Annotated in this window: 19 protein-coding genes; 13 read left to right on the top strand and 6 right to left on the bottom strand. The window is 62.4% G+C overall.

Features of this window, described 5'->3' with window-relative positions; all coding sequences use genetic code 11:
- Window positions 1–97: 97 nt before the first annotated feature.
- Window positions 98–445 carry a hypothetical protein gene (locus AC4GYV_RS12830; RefSeq protein WP_491101088.1) on the top strand — a complete coding sequence of 116 codons (348 nt, stop codon included), beginning with the start codon at window positions 98–100 and terminating at the stop codon, window positions 443–445.
- Here AC4GYV_RS12830 and queG read toward each other — a convergent pair.
- Window positions 406–1,479 carry a tRNA epoxyqueuosine(34) reductase QueG gene (gene queG / locus AC4GYV_RS12825; protein ID WP_491101087.1) on the bottom strand — a complete coding sequence of 358 codons (1,074 nt, stop codon included), beginning with the start codon at window positions 1,477–1,479 and terminating at the stop codon, window positions 406–408. The two genes, AC4GYV_RS12830 and queG, sit on opposite strands and share 40 nt — an antisense overlap.
- Window positions 1,480–1,523: 44 nt before the next feature.
- Between queG and AC4GYV_RS12820 the strand changes: the two genes are divergently transcribed.
- Entirely contained in the window at window positions 1,524–2,486 is a 963-nt protein-coding gene (locus AC4GYV_RS12820; RefSeq protein ID WP_491101086.1) for an ABC transporter ATP-binding protein, read from the top strand.
- Window positions 2,483–3,679 carry an ABC transporter permease gene (locus AC4GYV_RS12815; RefSeq protein WP_491101085.1) on the top strand — a complete coding sequence of 399 codons (1,197 nt, stop codon included), beginning with the start codon at window positions 2,483–2,485 and terminating at the stop codon, window positions 3,677–3,679. The genes AC4GYV_RS12820 and AC4GYV_RS12815 overlap by 4 nt, the downstream gene beginning before the upstream one ends.
- Here AC4GYV_RS12815 and AC4GYV_RS12810 read toward each other — a convergent pair.
- Window positions 3,676–4,419 carry an isocitrate lyase/PEP mutase family protein gene (locus AC4GYV_RS12810; RefSeq protein WP_491101084.1) on the bottom strand — a complete coding sequence of 248 codons (744 nt, stop codon included), beginning with the start codon at window positions 4,417–4,419 and terminating at the stop codon, window positions 3,676–3,678. The genes AC4GYV_RS12815 and AC4GYV_RS12810 overlap by 4 nt on opposite strands.
- Before the next feature lie 139 nt (window positions 4,420–4,558).
- Here AC4GYV_RS12810 and pstS point away from each other — a divergent pair, with 139 nt between their 5' ends.
- The 9 genes from pstS to AC4GYV_RS12765 all read left to right on the top strand — a co-directional run bounded on the left by pstS (window position 4,559) and on the right by AC4GYV_RS12765 (window position 14,487).
- Window positions 4,559–5,596 (top strand): phosphate ABC transporter substrate-binding protein PstS, encoded by a 1,038-nt coding sequence (pstS, locus tag AC4GYV_RS12805; RefSeq protein WP_491101083.1) that lies wholly within the window; start codon window positions 4,559–4,561, stop codon window positions 5,594–5,596.
- Window positions 5,593–6,579 (top strand): phosphate ABC transporter permease subunit PstC, encoded by a 987-nt coding sequence (pstC, locus tag AC4GYV_RS12800; RefSeq protein WP_491101082.1) that lies wholly within the window; start codon window positions 5,593–5,595, stop codon window positions 6,577–6,579. Before pstS ends, pstC begins: the two co-directional genes overlap by 4 nt.
- A gap of 1 nt (window position 6,580) precedes the next feature.
- Window positions 6,581–7,420: a phosphate ABC transporter permease PstA gene (pstA, locus tag AC4GYV_RS12795; protein ID WP_491101081.1), complete on the top strand. Its 840-nt coding sequence runs from the start codon at window positions 6,581–6,583 to the stop codon at window positions 7,418–7,420.
- Complete coding sequence (gene pstB, locus AC4GYV_RS12790) at window positions 7,417–8,229, top strand: phosphate ABC transporter ATP-binding protein PstB (protein ID WP_491101080.1); 813 nt, start codon at window positions 7,417–7,419, stop codon at window positions 8,227–8,229. The genes pstA and pstB overlap by 4 nt, the downstream gene beginning before the upstream one ends.
- A gap of 11 nt (window positions 8,230–8,240) precedes the next feature.
- A complete protein-coding gene (gene phoU / locus AC4GYV_RS12785; RefSeq protein WP_491101079.1) occupies window positions 8,241–8,933 on the top strand; it encodes a phosphate signaling complex protein PhoU in 693 nt (230 codons plus the stop codon).
- Window positions 8,933–9,625 carry a phosphate regulon transcriptional regulator PhoB gene (gene phoB, locus AC4GYV_RS12780; RefSeq protein ID WP_491101078.1) on the top strand — a complete coding sequence of 231 codons (693 nt, stop codon included), beginning with the start codon at window positions 8,933–8,935 and terminating at the stop codon, window positions 9,623–9,625. The genes phoU and phoB overlap by 1 nt, the downstream gene beginning before the upstream one ends.
- 165 nt (window positions 9,626–9,790) lie before the next feature.
- Window positions 9,791–12,673 (top strand): TonB-dependent receptor, encoded by a 2,883-nt coding sequence (locus AC4GYV_RS12775; RefSeq protein ID WP_491101609.1) that lies wholly within the window; start codon window positions 9,791–9,793, stop codon window positions 12,671–12,673.
- A 244-nt stretch (window positions 12,674–12,917) separates the two neighbouring features.
- Window positions 12,918–13,283, top strand: a complete 366-nt coding sequence (locus AC4GYV_RS12770) for a hypothetical protein (RefSeq protein ID WP_491101077.1) — start codon at window positions 12,918–12,920, stop codon at window positions 13,281–13,283.
- Between the two features lie 196 nt (window positions 13,284–13,479).
- The gene (locus AC4GYV_RS12765; RefSeq protein WP_491101076.1) at window positions 13,480–14,487 is read left to right on the top strand and encodes a sensor histidine kinase; all 1,008 of its coding nucleotides are present in this window, start codon (window positions 13,480–13,482) and stop codon (window positions 14,485–14,487) included.
- 3 nt (window positions 14,488–14,490) lie between these two features.
- On the opposite strand, the gene AC4GYV_RS12760 is transcribed toward AC4GYV_RS12765, so the two are convergent.
- On the bottom strand, window positions 14,491–15,297 hold the full coding sequence (locus AC4GYV_RS12760) for a LytR/AlgR family response regulator transcription factor (RefSeq protein WP_491101075.1): 807 nt from the start codon (window positions 15,295–15,297) through the stop codon (window positions 14,491–14,493).
- Window positions 15,297–16,367, bottom strand: a complete 1,071-nt coding sequence (locus AC4GYV_RS12755; RefSeq protein ID WP_491101607.1) for a sensor histidine kinase — start codon at window positions 16,365–16,367, stop codon at window positions 15,297–15,299. The genes AC4GYV_RS12760 and AC4GYV_RS12755 overlap by 1 nt, the downstream gene beginning before the upstream one ends.
- A 253-nt stretch (window positions 16,368–16,620) precedes the next feature.
- Between AC4GYV_RS12755 and AC4GYV_RS12750 the strand changes: the two genes are divergently transcribed.
- Window positions 16,621–18,951 (top strand): putative bifunctional diguanylate cyclase/phosphodiesterase, encoded by a 2,331-nt coding sequence (locus tag AC4GYV_RS12750; protein WP_491101074.1) that lies wholly within the window; start codon window positions 16,621–16,623, stop codon window positions 18,949–18,951.
- Here AC4GYV_RS12750 and AC4GYV_RS12745 read toward each other — a convergent pair.
- On the bottom strand, window positions 18,948–19,619 hold the full coding sequence (locus tag AC4GYV_RS12745) for an NADPH-dependent F420 reductase (protein ID WP_491101073.1): 672 nt from the start codon (window positions 19,617–19,619) through the stop codon (window positions 18,948–18,950). The two genes, AC4GYV_RS12750 and AC4GYV_RS12745, sit on opposite strands and share 4 nt — an antisense overlap.
- A 110-nt stretch (window positions 19,620–19,729) precedes the next feature.
- Window positions 19,730–19,948: a hypothetical protein gene (locus AC4GYV_RS12740; protein ID WP_491101072.1), complete on the bottom strand. Its 219-nt coding sequence runs from the start codon at window positions 19,946–19,948 to the stop codon at window positions 19,730–19,732.
- Window positions 19,949–19,999 lie beyond the last annotated feature (51 nt).

The raw sequence follows: 19,999 nt of genomic DNA, 5'->3' as shown, positions 1-19,999 counted from the left end.
AATTCTCCGGGGAAGCGTTGGGAAAGTGCGCCGCCTAGCCGGGCACCGCCCCCGTCGCAACATTGCCTCGCGCCGTTACTCGGGGCATCGTCCGCGCATGCGCCGTTCAGTACTCGCCCTCATCTTGCTCGTCTCCGCCTGCGCTCCTCGCCCGGAGCAGCCGACCTCGCAACCCGCGCCAACTCCGGCGCCGCAACCGCAGGGAGGCCTCCTGATTGGCTTCACGTCCACGCAGCTGATCGCTCAGCTCGGCGCTCCAGCCCTTCAAATCCGAGAGGGCAACAGCCTGAAGATTCAGTTCCGCGGACGAAGCTGCGTGCTCGACGCCTATCTCTATCCGCAGGGCACGGGCCCCGCGAAAGTCACCTACATCGAAACGCGCCAGCCATCGGGCGCAGACGCCAATCAGGCGGCCTGCATTTCCTCGCTGGCGACGCGGAGCTGAGTTTCCGCCCAGGCGGCCGCTTCAGAAATCACTGGGTCCTCGCTGGCCAGATATTTCCGCACGGACTTCAGCAATGACAGGTCACCGCTGTTCCCGGCGGCAATCAAGCAGTTGCGGATCATCCGCTTCACACCAATCCGTTTGATTGGCGACCCGGCAAACATCTCCCTGAAGGAAGTGTCGTCGAGCGCCAGCAGGTCAGCCAACCGCGGCGCCGCGAGTTCTGCACGCGGAAGGAAGGCGCGGTTCGCCGATGCTGCTTCGGCGAAGCGATTCCACGGGCAGACCGCAAGGCAATCGTCGCATCCATAGATGCGGTTGCCCATCGCGGTCCGGAACTCGTTGGGGATCGGGCCCTCATGTTCGATGGTAAGATATGAAATGCATCGACGCGCATCGATCCGGTGCGGCCCATTGAAGGCTTGCGTCGGGCAGGCGTCGAGACAGCGACTGCAACTGCCGCAATGGATCCCTTGCTCGGAGGGCGCATCCGCCCGCAGCTCAAGACTAGTGAGGATCACGCCGAGGAACATCCAGCTGCCGTGCTCGCGGTTGACCAAGTTCGTATGCTTGCCCTGCCAACCGATGCCGGCCGCCTGTGCGAGCGGCTTCTCCATCACCGGTGCCGTATCGACAAACACCTTCAACTCTGAGGGCACCTGATCGACAATGAAGCGAGCGAGTGCCTTCAAGGCCTTCTTGACCGTCTTGTGATAGTCGCCGCCCTGCGCATAGACCGAGACGCGGCCGAGATCGGGATGTGCCCCCAACGCCAGCGGATCGGACGCCGGCGCATAGCTCATTCCCAGGGCGATTGCGGACTTCGCTTCCGGCCATAGTGCGAGCGGCGATACGCGATGGTGCGCGCGCTCCTCCATCCAGCCCATCGTTCCGTGCCGTCCCGTCTCGATCCAGCGCTTGATGTCGAGCCCCGCTGCATCGGCGGCGTCAGCCCGAGCGAAGCCGCACGCCACGAAACCGAGCTGTTCGGCTTGCGCCCTTATTGCTTCCTCAAGACTTTGGACTTTATGCACGCCCGCGCCCTACACTCTCTCGTCGGATTTCCGTAGGAATTTCAGTGCTTCGACCAGTTTCAGACAGTGTGGCAACGAGCGGCCTTGCAGTTGAAGCCGTAGACCTCGTCAAGGATTTCGGTGAGACGCGCGCCGTCGATGGCGTCAGCCTCGCGGTGCCGACCGGCTCCATCTACGGACTTCTCGGCCCCAACGGCGCGGGCAAGACCACGACGCTGCGGATGCTGATGGGAATCATCGATCCATCCAGTGGAACGCGCCGCGTGCTGGGTTCGGAACGCCCGCTCGAGACCGCCAGCGAGATCGGCTACCTACCAGAGGAGCGCGGCCTCTATCCTTCCATGCATGCGAGAGAGGCGATTGCGTTCATGGGCGCTCTGCGTGGCCTTCCCATGCGCGAAGGCCGGAAGCGCGCCGACGAGCTTCTTGCGCAGCACGGGCTGGGCGATTGGGGCAAGAAGTCGATCCGCAGCCTCTCCAAGGGCATGGCACAAACGGTGCAGTTGCTCGGAGCGCTGGTTCACCGCCCACGCCTGATCGTTCTCGACGAGCCCTTCTCCGGCCTCGACGCCATCAACCAGGGGCGCCTCGAAGAGATGATCCGCACCCAGGCTCGCGCCGGTGTCACCATTCTCTTTTCGACCCACGTCATCGCCCATGCCGAGCGCCTCTGCGAGCGCATCGCCATCGTTGCCGCCGGCAAGGTCGCCTTCGACGGAAGCGTCGCTGAAGCGCGCGGCCGGCTCCGTCCCATCGTACGGCTCGGCACCCGTGCATCGGACGGACCATGGCGTGCCGCCATTCCCTCGAACGCTCGACGCGAGGGTAACGAATTCGTGTTCGAGCTTCCCGAAGGAGGCCCCGAGCCCTTGCTCAAGGCATTGATCGACGGAGGGGCGGGTATCGAAACGCTGGCGATCGAGCGGCCCGGCTTGCACGACGCGTTCGTGGCCATAGCCGGCAACCAGGCCGCTGCTGCGATGGGCACGCAGGAGCATGCGAAATGATGCGGCTTTTCCGTTCGGCGTACGTGATCGGGCGCCGCGACTTCGCTGCGACCGTGCTGTCGAAGGCCTTCATCTTCTTCCTGCTCGGCCCGCTGTTTCCGCTACTTCTAGGCGGCGTTTTCGGAGGTATCGGCGCGAAGGTCGCGAATCAGACCGAGCAACCGATCGTCGCCGTGGTATCGTCGACTGCCGACTACGAGCGTATCACGGCCGCACGTGATCGCGTCGTGGACACGGTCCCGAATGTGGAGGCGCTTCGCTTCAAGCATTATGCTCCCGAGGCGAACCTGGGAGCCCAGCAGGCTCGGCTACTTTCCTCCGGAAATCCGCCAGTCAAAGCCGTTCTCACCGGGGGTCTTTCGGAACCGCATCTTACCGGCGCTGTGACCAAGGATGCCGAAACCGTCGGACAGCTCAGACTAATCCTCGACGAGGCCCGCCATCAGCGCGCAGAGCCGCCGGAGCTGCCGGTGACTGAAACCGCTGTCTCGTCAGGCTCGCTTTCCAAAGGTCGCGCGATGACTGCACAGGTCGGACAGATGCTGCTCTTCTTCCTGACTTTGCTGCTGTCCGGCATGGTGATGTCGCAGCTGATCGAGGAAAAATCGAACAAGATCATCGAGGTGATCGCGGCCGCAGTGCCGATCGACGCGATGTTCATCGGAAAGCTGTTCGCGATGCTTGCGGCCTCGGTTGCTGGCATCATCGTCTGGATCAGCGTCGGTGCGGTGGTCGTGCAGCTGATCAGCACGGGCGGGCTGAGGACTCTTCCTACCCCCGCAGTGGGTTGGCCAGGCTTCCTGGTTCTCGCAGTGGTCTATTTCGCTATGAACTACCTGCTGCTCGGCTCCATCTTCCTGACGATAGGCGCGCAGGCCTCGACTGTGCGCGAGGTGCAGACCCTGTCCATGCCGGTGACCTTCGCTCAGGTCGTCATCTTCGGCTTCGCTTCGACCGCGATTGGTCAGCCCGATTCCACTGAGGCGATCGCCGCCGCGATTTTTCCGCTGTCGTCGCCAATGGTCATGCTCGCCAGAGCTGCGGAAGACCCTGCGTGGTGGCCTCAGATCGCAGCGATCATTTGGCAGATCGCGTGGGTCGCGTTGATCATTCGCTGGGGCTCACGGCTGTTCCGCAAGACCGTTCTCAAGTCAGGTCCACGGCGCCCCTGGTGGAAACTTAAGAGCGCCTAGCCGATCGCGGCGCGGGCCGCTTCTTCCAGCTGCTTCATCAGTGCCCGATGCGGAAAGGGACCGTGGCTGATCCGCGCGACGCCCGCGCTGGCCCAGACTAACTTGTCGGGCGCTCCCGGGAAAGCGATCACATTCAGCGGCAAGGGTACCTCGCGAACCACGCGCTCGATCTGTGCCGGATCGGCCAACCGCGGGACGAAAAACCCGCTGGCACCTGCGTCGGCGAAGGCCTTGCCACGTTCCACGACCTGATCAACCAGCGCATCGTCGTACGTCTGCGTTTTGAGGAACAAGTCTGTCCGCGCATTGATGAAGAACTGGTCGCCAACCGCTCGGCGTATCGCCGCGATGCGCCTCACCTGCAGATCGGGCGGATGCAATCCTTCGCCGCCGATCACCTGGTCCTCGAAATTGCATCCGACGGTACCGGTCTCGGCCAGGCGCGCGACGTTGGCCGCTGCTTCCTCCGGGTCCACCGCATATGCGCTCTCGAAATCCACCGTCAGCGGGACTTCGACTGCATCGATGATCCGCCTGGCGTTCTCGAATACGAAGTCCATCGGGACTTGTTGCCCGTCAGGCCAGCCGTTCGCGTCGGCCACGGGATGGCTCCCGGTGGCCAGCGCTTTGGCTCCGGCTGCAACCACGGCAAGAGCGCTGCCGACGTCCCAGATGTTGTAAAGAATCACGGGATCGCCGGGCACGTGCAGTGCGGCGAAGGTCTCGAAATTGCTCGCCATCGGGTGTGACTAGGACTGTCGGCGAGGTGACGCAAACGTCCGTGGGCGCTGTCATAAAAGTGCAACGGAACCGTCACACAGCGTTCGCCGATCTGTCGCTAAGGCTCGCGCAGGCCCGACCTAACAAGGACCAACCTCCATGAACAAGATGCTCTTCGCCTTGCCTGTACTTGCGCTTGTCGCAGCCTGCGGAAGCAATGCAGGAAATGAGAGCGGCACTGCCGCGTCCGGCGCGCAGATTACCGGCGCCGGCTCGACCTTCGTCTATCCGGTCCTCGCGGCCTGGGCTGCTGACTACAAGAAGCAGGGCGGGGGCGACATCAACTATCAGTCGATCGGCTCGGGCGGCGGCATTTCGCAGGTCAAGGCGGGCACCGTCGATTTCGGAGCAACCGATCAACCGCTCGCCAGCGAAGAGCTCGCCGGCTCCAAGCTCGCTCAGTTCCCGATCGTCATCGGCGGCATCGTGCCCGTCGTGAACATCCCGGGCATTCAGCCAGGGAAGCTCCGCCTAACCGGCCCGCTGCTCGCGGACATTTATGCGGGCAAGGTCAAGAAGTGGAACGACCCGGCGATCACGGCAATCAATCCGGGCGTCGCCCTCCCGGCGTCGGACATCGCGCTCGTCCACCGTTCGGACGGCTCGGGCACGACCTTCAATTTCACTCATTATCTCGCGCAGGTCAGCCCCACCTGGAAGGCGGGGCCGGGCGAGGGCAAGACGGTTAACTGGCCGGGCGGCGTCGGCGGCAAGGGTAACGAAGGCGTTGCCGGCTACGTGAAGCAGATCCCGAACTCTCTGGGCTATGTCGAATATGCCTATGCCCTGCAGAGCAAGATGAACACCGCGTCGTTGCAGAATGCGGCCGGGACTTTCGTCGAACCGAACGCGCAAAGCTTCTCGGCAGCTGCTGAATCAGCGGACTGGAAGAATGCAAAGGACTTCAACCTGGTGATGACCAACGCGCCGGGCGCGAATGCCTGGCCGCTGACCGCCACAACCTTCATGCTCGTGCCCAAGGAAGCCAAGGACAAGACTAAGACGCAGGCTGCGGTCGCCTTCTTCCGCTATGCTCTCCAGAAGGGTCAGGGGCAGGCGCAGAAGCTCGACTACGTTCCGCTTCCGGCTGCGCTCGTGCAGCAGGTCGACAGCTACATCGGCGCCAACCTCAAGTGAACGCAACGGCCGTCAGCATCAGCGAAGATTCTCCCCCGCCTTCAGTAAGAAAGAGCGGCGCTGGTGCTGATCGTGCCTTCCAGCTGGTTACGGCAGCGGCAGCATGGTTCGTGCTGCTGCTGCTCGGCGGTGTGGCGCTGTCGATGGCAATGGGCGGCCGGCTCGCGTTCGAGAAATTCGGCTGGAGCTTCATCACCGGCAGGGATTGGGACGTCGGCGCCGAGAAGTTCGGCGCGTTCGTTCCAATCTACGGAACGCTCGTTACCTCGGCGATTGCCCTGATCATCGCGGTGCCTGTCAGCATCGGGATCGCTTTGTTCCTGACGGACATTGCGCCGCGCTGGAGCCGTGGTCCAATCGCCATCGCTATCGAGCTGCTCGCCGCCATTCCGAGCATCATCTATGGCATGTGGGGCTTGTTCATTTTCGCACCCTTCATGGCCGCGAATGTGCAGCCATGGCTGATCGAGCATCTCGGCAATAAGGCGATCATCGGGCCTTTATTCTCTGGGGCGCCCATCGGCATCGGCATGCTCACCGCCGGCATCGTCCTCGGCATCATGGTTATTCCCTTCATCGCGTCCGTCGCACGCGAAGTGTTCAGCGCGGTGCCCGCACCGCTGCGTGAGTCTGCTGTCGCTCTGGGCTCGACACGATGGGAAATCCTCAGTCGCGTGACATTGCCTTACACGCGCTCCGCGATCATCGGCGCCGTGTTCCTCGGGCTGGGGCGTGCGCTGGGCGAGACGATGGCGGTGACTTTCGTGCTCGGCAATGCGCATGAGCTGTCGGCATCGCTCCTGATGCCGAGCAACTCGATCGCCGCCGCCATAGCTAATGAGTTCACCGAGGCCGACACGGAGCTTTATCGCTCTGCGCTGATCGCACTCGGCTTCCTCCTGTTCGTCGTCACTTTCATCGTTCTGACGATCGCCAAGCTGCTTCTGCTGCGCGTCAATCGTCAGCTTGGAAGGACGAGCTGAGATGGCGATCCCCGCACGCCGCCGCGTTGCCGACGTCATCGCGTTCGCATTTGCGACGGCGGCGACTTTGTTTGGCCTAATCTGGCTGACATGGATCCTGTGGACCACGCTGCTCCAGGGCGCTGCTGCGCTGACGCCGACCCTGTTCACGCAGATGACGCCGCCGCCCGGTGCGAGCGGAGGATTGCTCAATGCTTTCTATGGAAGCGCCGTGATGATCCTGCTCGGTCTGGTCATCGGTGCGCCGATTGGGGTCGCTGCGGGCACTTATCTAGCCGAGCATGGTCGCTACACGCGGCTGGCTGCAGTGGTCAGTTTCATGAACGACATCCTGCTCAGCGCGCCGTCGATCGTCATCGGCTTGTTCGTGTACGAGCTGGTCGTACGCACTTCAGGTCACTTCTCCGGCTACGCGGGCGCTGTCGCACTCGCGATGATCCTACTGCCGATCGTTGTGCGCACGACCGAAGAGTCGCTGCGGCTGGTCCCTGACCAGATGCGTGAAGCAGGATTTGCGCTCGGCCTGCCGCGCTGGCGCGTGACTCGCCAAATCCTCTACAAGGCCGCGCTAAGCGCGATCCTCACGGGCGTCTTGCTCGGCGTCGCACGCATTGCGGGTGAGACCGCGCCGCTGCTCTTCACGGCGCTCAACAATCAGTTCTGGAGCGCAAGTCTCAACGGACCGCTCGCGAACGTGCCGGTCGTGATCTTCCAATATGCCATGAGCCCGTACGAGGAATGGCACACGCTTGCATGGGCAGGCGCGTTCATCCTCACCGCGTTCGTGCTCATCCTAAACATCACCGTGCGTCTGCTGGCGCGCAAAGGAAAGAACCGATGAACGAAGTCGCTGAGGCCATCCGACCGACGACGGCCGACGTGGGCGCTGCAGCAACACCTGCAGCGATCGATATCCGCGACCTCAATTTCTACTATGGCAAGTCGCACGCGCTGAAGCACGTCAACATGGCTGTGCCTGCCAATTCGGTGACGGCGATCATCGGCCCCTCGGGCTGCGGCAAGTCGACGCTGCTGCGTACGATCAACCGCATCTACGAGATGTACCCGGACCAATATGCGACGGGTGAGATCGTCATCGACGCCAATAACGTGCTCGACCGCCGCTACCCGGTGTCGGACCTGCGCCGCCTCGTCGGCATGGTGTTCCAGAAGCCGACGCCGTTTCCGTCCTCCATCAAGGCAAATGTCGCCTTTGCTCTCTCCTACTACGAGCGCCTGTCCCGCTCGGAGATCAGCGACCGGGTCGAGGACGCGCTCAAGCAGGCAGCGTTGTGGGACGAGGTGAAGGACAAGCTCAATCAGAGCGCGCTCTCACTCTCGGGCGGTCAGCAGCAGCGACTTTGCATCGCGCGTACGATTGCGGTTCGGCCCGAGATCCTGTTGCTCGACGAAGCCACCTCGGCGCTCGATCCGATCTCGACCGCAAAGGTTGAGGAGCTGATCCATGAGCTCCGCGAGAAATTCTCGATCGTGATCGTCACGCACAACATGCAGCAGGCCGCGCGCGTCTCGCAGAACACGGCTTTCTTCCACCTCGGTGAGCTGATCGAGTTCGGGAAGACGAGCAACATCTTCACGAACCCGCACGAACAGCGGACCAAGGACTATATTACCGGCCGGTACGGCTGACGGGAGACGACATGCAGCAAAGCCGGGAACATACGCTCAAGGCATTCGATCAGGATCTGGATCGGCTGCGCGCGCTCATCAGCGAGATGGGCGGGCTTGCCGAGCATGCGATCAGCGAGGCGATGCGCTGCCTGATCCAGCGCGACGCCGACGGAGCGCTGCAGGTCGTCGAGGACGACAAGAAACTCGACGTGCTCGAGATCGAAACGGAGCGCCGCGCAGTCCAGCTGATTGCGCTCCGAGCGCCCATGGCGAGCGACCTTCGCGACGTCGTTGCGGCGCTCAAGATCTCGGGCGTCGTCGAACGCATCGGCGACTATGCGAAGAACATCGCCAAGCGGGTCCCGCAGCTTGAGAACGTAGCGAAGATCGAGCCGCTGTCACTGCTTCCGGAAATGGCTCGCATCGCGGCCGAGATGGTCCACGATGTTCTGGACGCGTTCGTCGAGCGAGATGCGCAGGCAGCCGTTCGGGTGTGCGAGCGCGACAATGCGGTGGACGACTTTTACGACTCCATCTTCCGCACCTTGCTCACGCACATGATGGAAAATCCCCACAACATTGGCCAGTCGGCGCACCTGTTGTTCGTCGCCAAGAACCTCGAGCGTATTGGCGATCACGCCACGAACATCGCCGAGATGGTCTACTATGCTGCGACCGGCGAGCACATGATCGACCGGCCCGGCAAAACACAGAGGATGTAATGGCAAGCAAGCGCATGCTCCTGGTGGAAGACGACCGCGCCCTGGCGGATCTCGTCACCTTCCATTTCGAACGGTCGGGTTACGACGTCAGCCGCACGGGCGACGGCGAAGAGGCACTGATCCTGGTCGACGAGGTCAAGCCGGACGTGATCCTGCTCGATTGGATGATCGAAGGAATCAGCGGCATCGAAGTGTGCCGCCGGCTTCGTCGCCGATCGACAACGTCGAACGTGCCGATCGTCATGCTCACTGCTCGCGGTGAGGAAAGCGATCGTATCCGCGGCTTCGACACCGGTGCGGACGATTATGTGACGAAGCCCTTCAGCCCCCGCGAGCTGGTTGCTCGTGTAGGGGCGGTGCTTCGCCGCGTTCGTCCTGCGCTTGCTGGTGAGCAACTTGGCTATGCCGACGTGGAAATGGACGTAGCGGCGCACCGGGTTCGGCGGTCGGGTGAGCAGATTGCCCTCGGGCCAACCGAGTTCCGCCTGCTCAAGCATTTCCTCGAGCATCCGGGCCGCGTTTTGTCGCGCGAGCGGCTTCTCGAAGCGGTCTGGACACATGATCCTGAGATCGATGCCCGCACGGTCGACGTGCACGTACGGCGGCTCCGTCAGGCGCTTAATTCAGGTGACCGTCCCGACCTGATTCGGACCGTTCGTTCAGCAGGCTATTCGCTCGATAGCGACGTTTAATTCTGACTTGGCGGATTCTGTGACGCTCCTGCAACAATGTCTTCATTCTGAAATACGAGCTTCACTGATCCGCCGCCGAGGCGTCACTCAGCCGTAGCGCACCAATCCTAACCCGCGGGCAGCCGGCCGCAGTTCCGGCCACGGGGAAGGATTTCTAAAATGACAATGACCAAGGTCGCGCCGCTCGCGGCTCGCTCTGCTCCTAATTTCAGTGGCCTCGGCCGCTCCGCTTTCGCCGCTTTGCTTCTGAGCTCGGTTGCTGCTCCCGCTCTCGCGCAGACGCAGCCCGCTCCGAGCCAGGCGCCGGCTCCAAGCTCGACCAACACCAGCCAGGTCGAGAGCACCACTCAGCAAGATCCGAGCGTCCGGCCCTCGGCTCCGCAGGCGGGCGATGCTGTGACCCCGCAGAGCGGTGCGACCGTCGCTGAGAATTCGCCGCAGGGACCTCAGGACCAGCAGGCGACCAAGAGCGGTCTTGGTGACATTGTTGTTACCGCTACCAAGCGCGAGACTAACCTCCAGAAGACGCCGATCGCCATCAGTGTGGCCAATGCTCAGGCGCTCGCTGACCGACACGCGCAAAGCTTGCTCGACCTCGGCGATGGTTCGATTCCGAGCCTTCGCGTCGCAACCTTCGAAGCCCGTAAGTCGGCGCTGACGATCGGCATCCGCGGCATTGTTCCGTTCGACCAGAACCAGACTGCCCGCGACCAAGGCGTCGGCGTGTACCTCAATGGTGTCTATCTGGGCCGCACCCAGGGCCTGAACGCGGCGCTCCTCGACATCGACCGGATCGAAGTGCTGCGTGGTCCTCAGGGCACACTCTTCGGACGAAACACTGAAGGCGGCGCCGTCAGCGTCATCACCAAGGCGCCCACCGGCGTGTTCGGGGTGCGCGGCACGGCGGGCGTGGGCAATTACGGCCAGTACAGCGGCCTGATCCACGTCGACCTGCCGGCATTCTACAATATCGCGATCAAGTTCGACGGGGCGATCGAGCACCAGAATGCGACGGTGACGAACCCGCTGGCCGGCCAATATGGATGGAACTACGAAAACGCAGTTGGCGGCAAGGTGTCGGCTCGCTGGACTCCGGTGGACAACCTGACGGTCGATCTGTCCTATGATTACGTCAAGGATCAGAACACGCCGAACTTCAGCCAGCTGATCAACTACAACCCCAATCACTACGACGTCGGAACGTACAATGCGTCCGGCGCACTCGTTTGCCCGAATGCGCCTAACCCCTGCATTCGTCCCCTTGCTCCGATCGTCGTCGTCAGCGGCAATGGCCGTCAGGACCACGCGGAAATTGGCGTCCCGCAGCAGCTAAGCGTCGACAAGACGCACGGCTTCGGTGGCACCGTGAAGTATAAAGTTCTCCCGGATCTCGAACTCCGGTCGATCACGGCGTGGCGTGGCGTTAGCACAGATCAATGGGACAACTCTGGCGGCGCGCACCGCACGACCTTCCAGCCGTTCAACCCCGGTGTGACTGCGACTGGTTCATCGCCGGCGGGCCTGTTCAGCCGTTACAGCCTTTCCGATCTGACCCAGAACCAATTCAGCCAGGAAGTTCAGGCGGTCGGCAGCTTCACCAACGTCGATTACGTCGTCGGTGCCTTCTACTTCAACGAGCATGTGCATGAGACCGCGGCTACGCCAAGCACCAATCGCTGGAACGCGGATGGCACCGGCTACACGATTTTAAGCGAGAACGGGAACGGCGTCCCGTCACCGATCTACGGCCCGAGCACGAATTGCGGGAACACCACCATTCCAGCGACCCCCAACCCCTACCTCGTCCCGAACCAGGGCTGGGATCGGCAGAATTGGTGCGTCCAGCGCAACAGTGAAGCGGATGCGAAGAGCTTTGCGGTTTTCGGCCAGGCAACGTGGAGCCCACTTGCTTCGCTTCACCTTACTGGGGGCGCGCGCTGGAGCCATGACAAGCGCAATGGCTTCCTGGACGTCGTCAACGGAAAGCCGACGCCGTACACCTTCCACCTCAATTCGAGCCGCATCGACCCGATGGCGACGATCGCTTACGACATTAACAACAACATGCATGTCTACGCGAAGTTCGCGACGGGCTACCGGGCGGGCGGCGCGAACGACCGCTCCGCTACGTTCCGTGCCTTTGGGGAGGAATCGGTTCACGCCTATGAAGTCGGCGGAAAGTTCGACTTCTGGGATCACCGCGCTCGCCTCAACCTCGCGGGCTACCTCATGAACCGCAAGGGGACTCAGACCGACTTCGACTATGTGAACACGGACAACACCAGCCCGTCGTTCAACCTGCATACCGAAGAGACGATCAACGCCCCGGGCACCACGAAGATCTACGGTTTCGAGGCGGACTTCACTCTGCGCCCGGTGGATGCGCTCACACTGGGTGCATCCTACGCCTACACCCACTTCAAGGTGCCGGCGACGCCGAACCCGTTGCTGCCGGGTAACCCGCTGACGCAGATCTTCATCGTCTACACGCCGCGTAACGCAGCGTCGGGTTATGTCGACTATGAAGTTCCATCAGGTATCGCCGGCGCCATGTGGCGCCTCCACCTGGATGCGGCCTACGCCAGCCGTCAGTACAGCTTCCAGGCGGAAGACGTGTTGACCGACCCGAGCTTCGTCGTGAACGGCCGCTTCTCTTTGGCAGACATCGAGATGAACCAGGGAAGCACGCTGATGAGCTTCTCGCTCTGGGCCCGCAACCTGCTGAACAATACCTACTACTACCGCCGTTCGAACGCGAATTCGGTGCCGGCCGCGAACTTCACCAACGGCCTTCCGAACGGGACCTTCAGCTACACCGGCGTTCTTGGCGATTATGGCAACGTGAACCCGCCGCGGACCTTCGGCGCGGAGCTCTCGTTCAAGATCGGCGCGCCGCGGATCCCGGTAGCTGAGCCGGCGCCGATGCTTCCGCCGCCTCCTCCGGCGACGGTCACCTGCGAATCCGGCGTGGTGGTTCAGGCCCCAGGCGTCTGCCCGCCACCGGCACCGCCTCCGCCGCCACCTGCCGCGCCGGAGCGCGGCCAGTAAGCCGACTCGCGCGGTCAAAAAAGGGGTCGCGCCGAGTCGTTCGGCGCGGCCTTTTCTTTTTGAGTCCGACGCATCATCGGCGGTCCGAAGACGCACGAAGGCTATCTGTTTGAAATGGAGTCGATAGTTGCGACTCGCACCTCGCCGATAGGCAGAGCCTAGCAAGCTTCTATGACAGTTTTATTGCACAGCGGATTCAAGTGAGTTACTCCTGCGTTTTCCAGATCAGGACGGGAGATTGGCCATGAAGACTCTCTGCGCAGTTACCCTCGCTGCAGTCGGGTTGGCGTTCCCGACCGCATCCTTCGCTCAACCTTCTCCGACCAATGATCCGGCTCCCGGTGCCGCGGCGATCATGAACTCGGACTATTCCGCCGCCGTGAAAGAGATTCAGAGCTCTGACACGTCGCCGTACGATCCCGCGCGTTCGATCAATCTGGGCATCGCCTTCGCCAAGACCGGCGAGGCCGCAAAGGCGGAGCGTGAGTTCCGGCAGGTGCTGAACGAGGAAGATGTGCAGATCGTCGTAGCCAACGGCGGCACCTATTCGTCGCATGAGGTGGCGTGGCGTGCTCTCGATGCGCTGAAGTCGGGCGTTCTTAGCCACTAAACACGTTTCCGACGCACTTGCGTCATCAAACTGCAACTGCCGGAGGGCAGGGATCTGATTGAAGCCGATGCTCAAATCAGCCTTTCGGTCCCTCTCTCCCCTCTGGCACGAAAGGCCGCCCTCTCGTCCTGTGGACGAGGGGGCCTTTTCCAAGGCCGAAATAGCCTCCACCGAGCAATCCGCTAGAGAAGCAGCGATGCTGAACTGGGGATCTGCCGGCCGCGCGATTGTCGATGCGCTCGACGAGCCTGCGCTCGTGGTCGACGGCAATGTCGTCGGTATCGCCAACGCCCCTGCTCTGAAGTTGCTCGGCTCCGGCATCGAGGGTCGCGACGTGCGCCTGGCGATCCGGCATCCTCAGGCGCTTGAGAAGATTCTCGCTCACCGGTCATCGGAAGTCGACGCGACCGGGATCGGGGAGCTCGGCCGCTCCTGGCACCTCGTCATTCGACAGATTGGCAATCGTGCGGCGCTCGTGCGCATGTTCGACCGCTCAGATGCAGTTTCCGCGGAAAAGATGCGCGTCGACTTCGTCGCCAATGCCAGTCACGAGCTACGGACGCCATTATCGACGGTCCTGGGTTACGCCGAGACGCTGGCCGACGAGACCGACCTTCCGGCCGACCTTCGACATAACTTCGGCCGGACAATCCGTGACGAAGCGCGGCGCATGCTGCGCATCATCGAAGACCTCATGAGCCTATCGCGCATCGAGGCGGACCGTTTCGTCGCACCCAGCGAGATCGTATCGCTCGAAGACGTCGTCGGCACGGCCGTAGCCAATGCCACTCACATGCGTGGCGGAGCTCAATGCGACTTCAAGGTTACCATCCCTGCCGACCTTCCGCCGGTTCGCGGGGATCGGGCGCAATTGGTTCAGGTCTTCGACAACCTGCTCAGCAACGCCATCCGCTATGGCTGCGACCCTGCCGACCCTGCCGTGGCGGTAAATGCACTCCGCAATGGCCGATGGGTCACGGTTACGGTCACCGACCGCGGTCCTGGCATCGCCCGCGAGCACTTGCCGCGAATCACCGAGCGCTTCTACCGCGCGGACGCGGCGCGGAGCCGCGAGACGGGCGGCACCGGCCTGGGCCTCGCTATCGTCAAGCACATCGTCGAGCGCCACCGCGGTGCTCTCGACATCAAGAGCACGCTGGGCGTCGGCACCAGCGTCAGCGTGAGGCTTCCTCTGGCGTCCTAGGCGTTAGTGGACGAACCTCGCGACCACGTCGCGATAGCTGCGCGATACTTTCACCTGGGCTCCTGAATCCAGCACCAGGAAGCACTCGCCGTTAGTGTGGGGCTTCACTTGGCGGACGAGGTCGAGATTGACGATGGTCGACCGGTGCACGCGCTGGAAGCGGCGCGGATCGAGCCTCTTCTCGAGATCCTTCATCGTCTCGCGGAGGATGAGCGTGTTGTCGCCCGTCTGGATGCACATGTAGTCGCCGGCCGCATCGATCCGCTCGATCGTGTCCACGTCGACCCTGAAGATTTGGCCCTGATCCTTGATGTTGATCATCTTCTCGTAGCGGTTCGCCGCCGGGGCGGCGTCCGGCGACGCTTCGGCCAGCTCTTCAGCTGCTTCGGGAGCATGCTCCGCCAATGCATCTTTCAGGCGCCCGGCCTCCTCGGCGCTCCTGCGCTCGGCGAGACGCTGCCGCACCCGATCGAGCGTGGCTGCAAGGCGGTCCTCGTCCACGGGCTTCATCAGATAGTCGACGGCCTGAGCGTCGAACGCTCGCAGGGCGTGCTCGCCGTAGGCCGTGACGAAGACGAATAAGGGCGGCTCGATGTCCATCAGGCCCTGGATGACGGAGAAACCGTCGAAGCCGGGCATCTGAATGTCGAGGAAGACAAGGTCGGGTTTATTGGTCTTGATCTGCCGGATCGCCTCGCGGCCATTAGCGGCGGTGGCGACGACCTCGACATCGTCATGGGCTTGCAGCCTCAACTGCAGCCCCTGTGTGGCCAAGGGTTCGTCGTCGACCAAAATGGTCCGGATCGTCATCAGGCACTGTCTCCGGTTTCATAGGGAATTTCGAGAATAACGCTAAAGCCCCCGCGGTCATTCTTTGTGGAATCGAAACGATGGCTGGCGCCATAGGCCTGCGACAACCGGTCTCGAATGTTCGCCAGTCCGACCCCTGTCGACGGACTGGCGGCGAAATCACTGCCTTCTCCGCTGCCATTATCGGCAACCTCGATGCGAACGGCTTGGCCCTCGCGCTGGGCGGTGATCCAGATATCCGCTCCATTCTCGCTCGGCGTAACCGCATATTTGATCGCATTCTCGATCAGCGGCTGAAGCAGCAGGGACGGGAGCCGAGCGCCGATCGTCTCGGACTCGATGCGGAAGTGCGGCCGCAGGCGATCCTCGAACCGCATCTTTTCGATTTCAAGGTAGAGCTTCAGCGTTTCCACTTCCTGAGCGAGCGTCACCTTCGCGGTCGGCTCATTAACGAGGGTGTAACGGAGGAACGAGGAAAGCCGCGCCAGCATCGCATTGGCACGCTCGGTCTGCTTCAGGAGCACCAAAGTCGAGATCGAGTTCAGCGTGTTGAACAGAAAGTGCGGGTTGAGCTGGTAACGCAGCATCGCCAGCTGCGCCGTCGAGGCTGCATTCTCGAGCCGCTCGCGCTGATCGATCTGCTCTTCGAGCAAAAGAAAATAGTTGATGCCGTAGTAAAGGGCTGACCATGCCGCGAGCAGGGTGAAGTTCAGCAGGATCGCGCCGAAATATTGCGCGCCGGCCGGCCGGAGATCCGGCTTGAGGAACGTCACGACGCTCCAGGTCTCGATAATCGAGAAGGCCGACGAGGCGAGAACGACGGCGGCGAGCGATAGAACGAGCGTCCAGATCGGCTTCATCTTGATCAGCCGCCGGAACAACGACGCCATTAGTAGGGTCAGCGAATAACCGGTCGCAGTGAGCAGCAGGGTGTGGATCAACCACATCCAACCCATTGAATTTGCGAAGCCGGACAGGGAGCGCAGGAAGAAGTAACCGCTCCAGCCAATCGACTGGAGGATCCAGAATGCGCGATTCTTGTCGTCGAAGAAGGGCTGATCGAGACCCATTCCGCGTGCCAGCGGGGCGGCGGGAGAGACGATCGCGTCGGGCGGCGGCGAGCGCCGCCGCACCGTTTCACGCCGGTCGAGGGTCGCGCTGTCGGTCGCCATCGACACGGATATAGAGGTGACAAACGCGCTTTGCGAGCGCGCTGCTTGTCGGTGCGGCGGGCGCCGTGCGTTTAACTAGATTAAGTGACTCCTTAACCGCGCTTCAACTCTCTTTGTCTAATCCGCTTGTCAGTAGTGGAACGGCGGGCGGATGTACGAAGCTCCAGATAGGTATAAGCGCTTGATTTCGGCCCGACTTCCGGGTGGTGAATCGGCCGGTCTCGCGGCAAGCGGGACAGATTCGGAAACGTCGCCACTGCGCGACGTTCAGCTGATTTCGCGCGCCCAGCTCGCGCCATTCTTCGCGATTGTGAACATAGTCGCGGCGCTGATGATGGTCCCAAGCCTTTGGGGGAAGCCGGCAGCGTACATCATTCCTTGGCTGATATCGGTCACGGTCCTGAATCTCGCCGCGATGCACCTCGCCAAGATCCAGTCGATCAAGTGCGTCGGCCGGTCCGGCCGTCGTGTCCCGACGTGGACGATGGTTGGCGAAGTCTCGGTGCGCGCAGTGGTGTGGCTCAGCCTTCCGCTTTGGCTTTTCCCGAGCATGAACCCGGCTGAGCAGGTCATCTCAGCCTCGATTATGGCGGGCCTGGGTATCGCCGCGCTCGGCTTGGTCGTTGTTCCGCCGTGCGTATCGGCGTGGCTGGTCGCGTTCACGCTCGCTGTCGGGGGATCGCTGCTGATAGGCCGCCATACGGTGCCCTTCCAGCACATGCTGTCGATCCTGTTCACCCTCGGTGTAGGCTGCTTTGGGCTGCTGACGGTCGCTCGCTGGGCTTTTCACCAGCTGAAGATGAACGCCGATTTCGGCGGCCGGAGCGAAAGCGCCGGTCTGCTCTTGCAGGAATATGAGCAGCGCGGCGTGGGCTGGCTGTGGTCCGTCGATGCGGACAATCGCGTGACCTACATCAGCTCACGGATGAGTGCCTTGCTAGGCCGCCCAGGCGCCCAGCTCCTCGGACATTCGCTTCCAGCTTTGCTCGGCGGTCACGCAGAGCTCGGCAGGGTGCTAATCGAGAAGCAGCCGTTCAACTCGCTCGAAATGGAGCTGAAGACGCCGCGTGGAACGCGTTGGATCTCCATCGCGGGGGACCCGATCATCGATACGGCGGGCCGGTTCGAAGGCTTCCGCGGCGTCGGCTCCGACATCACGGAAATCCGTCAGACGCAGGAGCGGCTGACGCACCTCGCCAATGTCGACGTGCTCTCGGGCCTGCCTAACCGCGGCCGTGTGCGCCAGCTGCTCGGCGAGGCGCTGCGCCACGCGACCACGGGCAATGTGCCCTGCGCAATCATGTTCCTCGACCTTGACGGCTTCAAACCGGTCAACGACACCTTCGGCCATCCGAAGGGCGATGCCGTGCTACGCGCGGTCGCGAAGCGCCTCGTCGATGAGGTCGGCTCAGACGGCCATGTCGGCCGCATGGGCGGGGACGAATTCGCGATCGTCATTCCGGACGCCCAGAGCCGCAAGCTCGTAGAGCAACTCGCCGACCGCATCATCAAGTCGATCCGCGAACCCTACATGATCGACCAGACGGAGATCCGGATTGGGGTTTCGATCGGCTGCGCCTTTGGCCCGATCGACGGCGCGACTGTTGACGACCTGATTCTCAAGGCCGACCTTGCGCTTTATCAAGCGAAGGACGCCGGCCGCGGCGTTGCGCGCTACTTCTCGTCCGAGCTTCAGTCGGAGCAGGAAGATCGCGTGCGCCTCGAGTCCGATCTGCGCTCTGCAATCAGCTCAAGGCAATTCTTCCTCGTCTTCCAGCCCCTTATCAACGCCAAGACCCAAAAGCTGACTGGCTTCGAGGCCCTGATCCGTTGGAACCACCCGCAGCGCGGGAATGTGCCACCGAACGTCTTCATTTCCGTCGCCGAGGAATCGGGCCTCATGCCGGCAATCGGCGAATGGGTCATCGATGAGGCGTGCCGCGCCGTCGCGACCTGGCCGGAGCCGATCACCGTCGCGCTTAACGTCAGCCCCCGGCAGATTCTGCCGGCACTACCGAACATCGTCAGCGAAGCGCTCGGCCGCCATAAGCTTGCCGCCAATCGCCTCGAGCTCGAAGTGACTGAAGGGGTCTTCCTCGGCGACAACGGCTCGACCCTCGATGTGCTCAAGCGTTTGCGCTCCCTCGGCGTGGGTATCGCGCTCGACGACTTCGGCACGGGCTATTCGTCGATCGGCTATCTGAACAAGGCGATCTTCCACAAGCTGAAGATCGACGGCAGCTTCGTGCGCGAAGCCGGATCCCGACCTGAGAACGTGGCGATCATCCAGTCGATCGTTCAGCTCGCCAAGAGCTTCCGTATGTCAGTGACGGCAGAGGGCGTGGAGACCGCCGAGGATTTCGAGCGCATGCGCGAACTCGGTTGCGACACGATCCAGGGCTATTTGTTCGGTCGCCCGCTTGCCTACGAGCGTGCCAATCAGATGGTCATCGGCCTCGGTGCGAAGAGGATGGCAGGCTAAGCCGCTGCCGGCGCGTGCTGCGTCAGCAGGCGCCAGTTCATCCGCGGATAAGAGTTCAGCTGGCGACCGAGGCTGGTGGTGATGAACGTCAGCCTCTCGATCGTCCGGCTGTGCACCAGCGGTCCGGCGTCCAGGTACCGGAATGGAGTACCCCTCGCGAGCCGGAGAAATTGGCGCTTCGCTTTCAAGTCGTCGCCGGTGACGAGCACATCGCTTAGAGTCTCGTCGAATTGCGGATGATCGAACACTTCCCAGAAGACGTTCTTGAATGCGCCCACGACCCGCGCCTGTGGGAAGCGGCGTTGAAGCTCCTCCGCGCCGCTGCTGTCCCAGGGCGTCACGAAGTCGCTGTAGTCGGCGTTGAAGGGATTGCTGATGTCGATCAGCAGCTTGCCCGTGAGCATCCGGCATTTACGATCGAGCAAGTCGAAGAGCCCGTCTCGGATGAACACGGCGGGAAGGATCACAGGCGCCTCGAGGGCGTCCGAATTGCAGCCCGCGCGCAGCGTCGGAATGCTTAGCTGTTCGACGATGCCAGCGGCCCGATCCGAATCCCTCGATCCGAGGATTACCTTACGGCCTGCCCGGGCGAACATTGCGGCGAGCCGCGCTCCCATCCGGCCCGTTCCAAGGACGCCCAAGTCCGCCTTCTCCGGAGAGAAGTCCATAAGTTCAGCCTTCCGCTCAATTCAGTGAATTGCGGGCGGCTTACTCTTACAAGACGAGTGCGAGCCAACGAAACGGTCGCGCGATTCGATAAGCTGAACTTATCGAAAACTCAGGGAAGGATGGTGAAATCGTTGCTCAACGTACCGCCATTTTCTTCCGGCGGACCCTTGCCGATTTCCCTTACGGAGCTGCCGTTGGCCTTCGCATCGTAGCGGGCTGCCAGTGCCCGGTGGGACTGCGCAGCGCGCTCGTCTCTCGCCTTCTCGGCGGCGGCTCGCTCTTCCTCCGCGCGGCGGCGGAAATATTCAGTCTGCTCAATATCTTCCACGAAGCAACCATAGGCCCGGCTCGGCCATTCAACACTAAAGGATGTTAGGTA

It is taken from the genome of Sphingomonas sp. SP4 (assembly GCF_058313375.1).
Note: the sequence above shows the minus strand (reverse complement) of the source record. Positions and strands in the feature narration are given on the sequence as shown.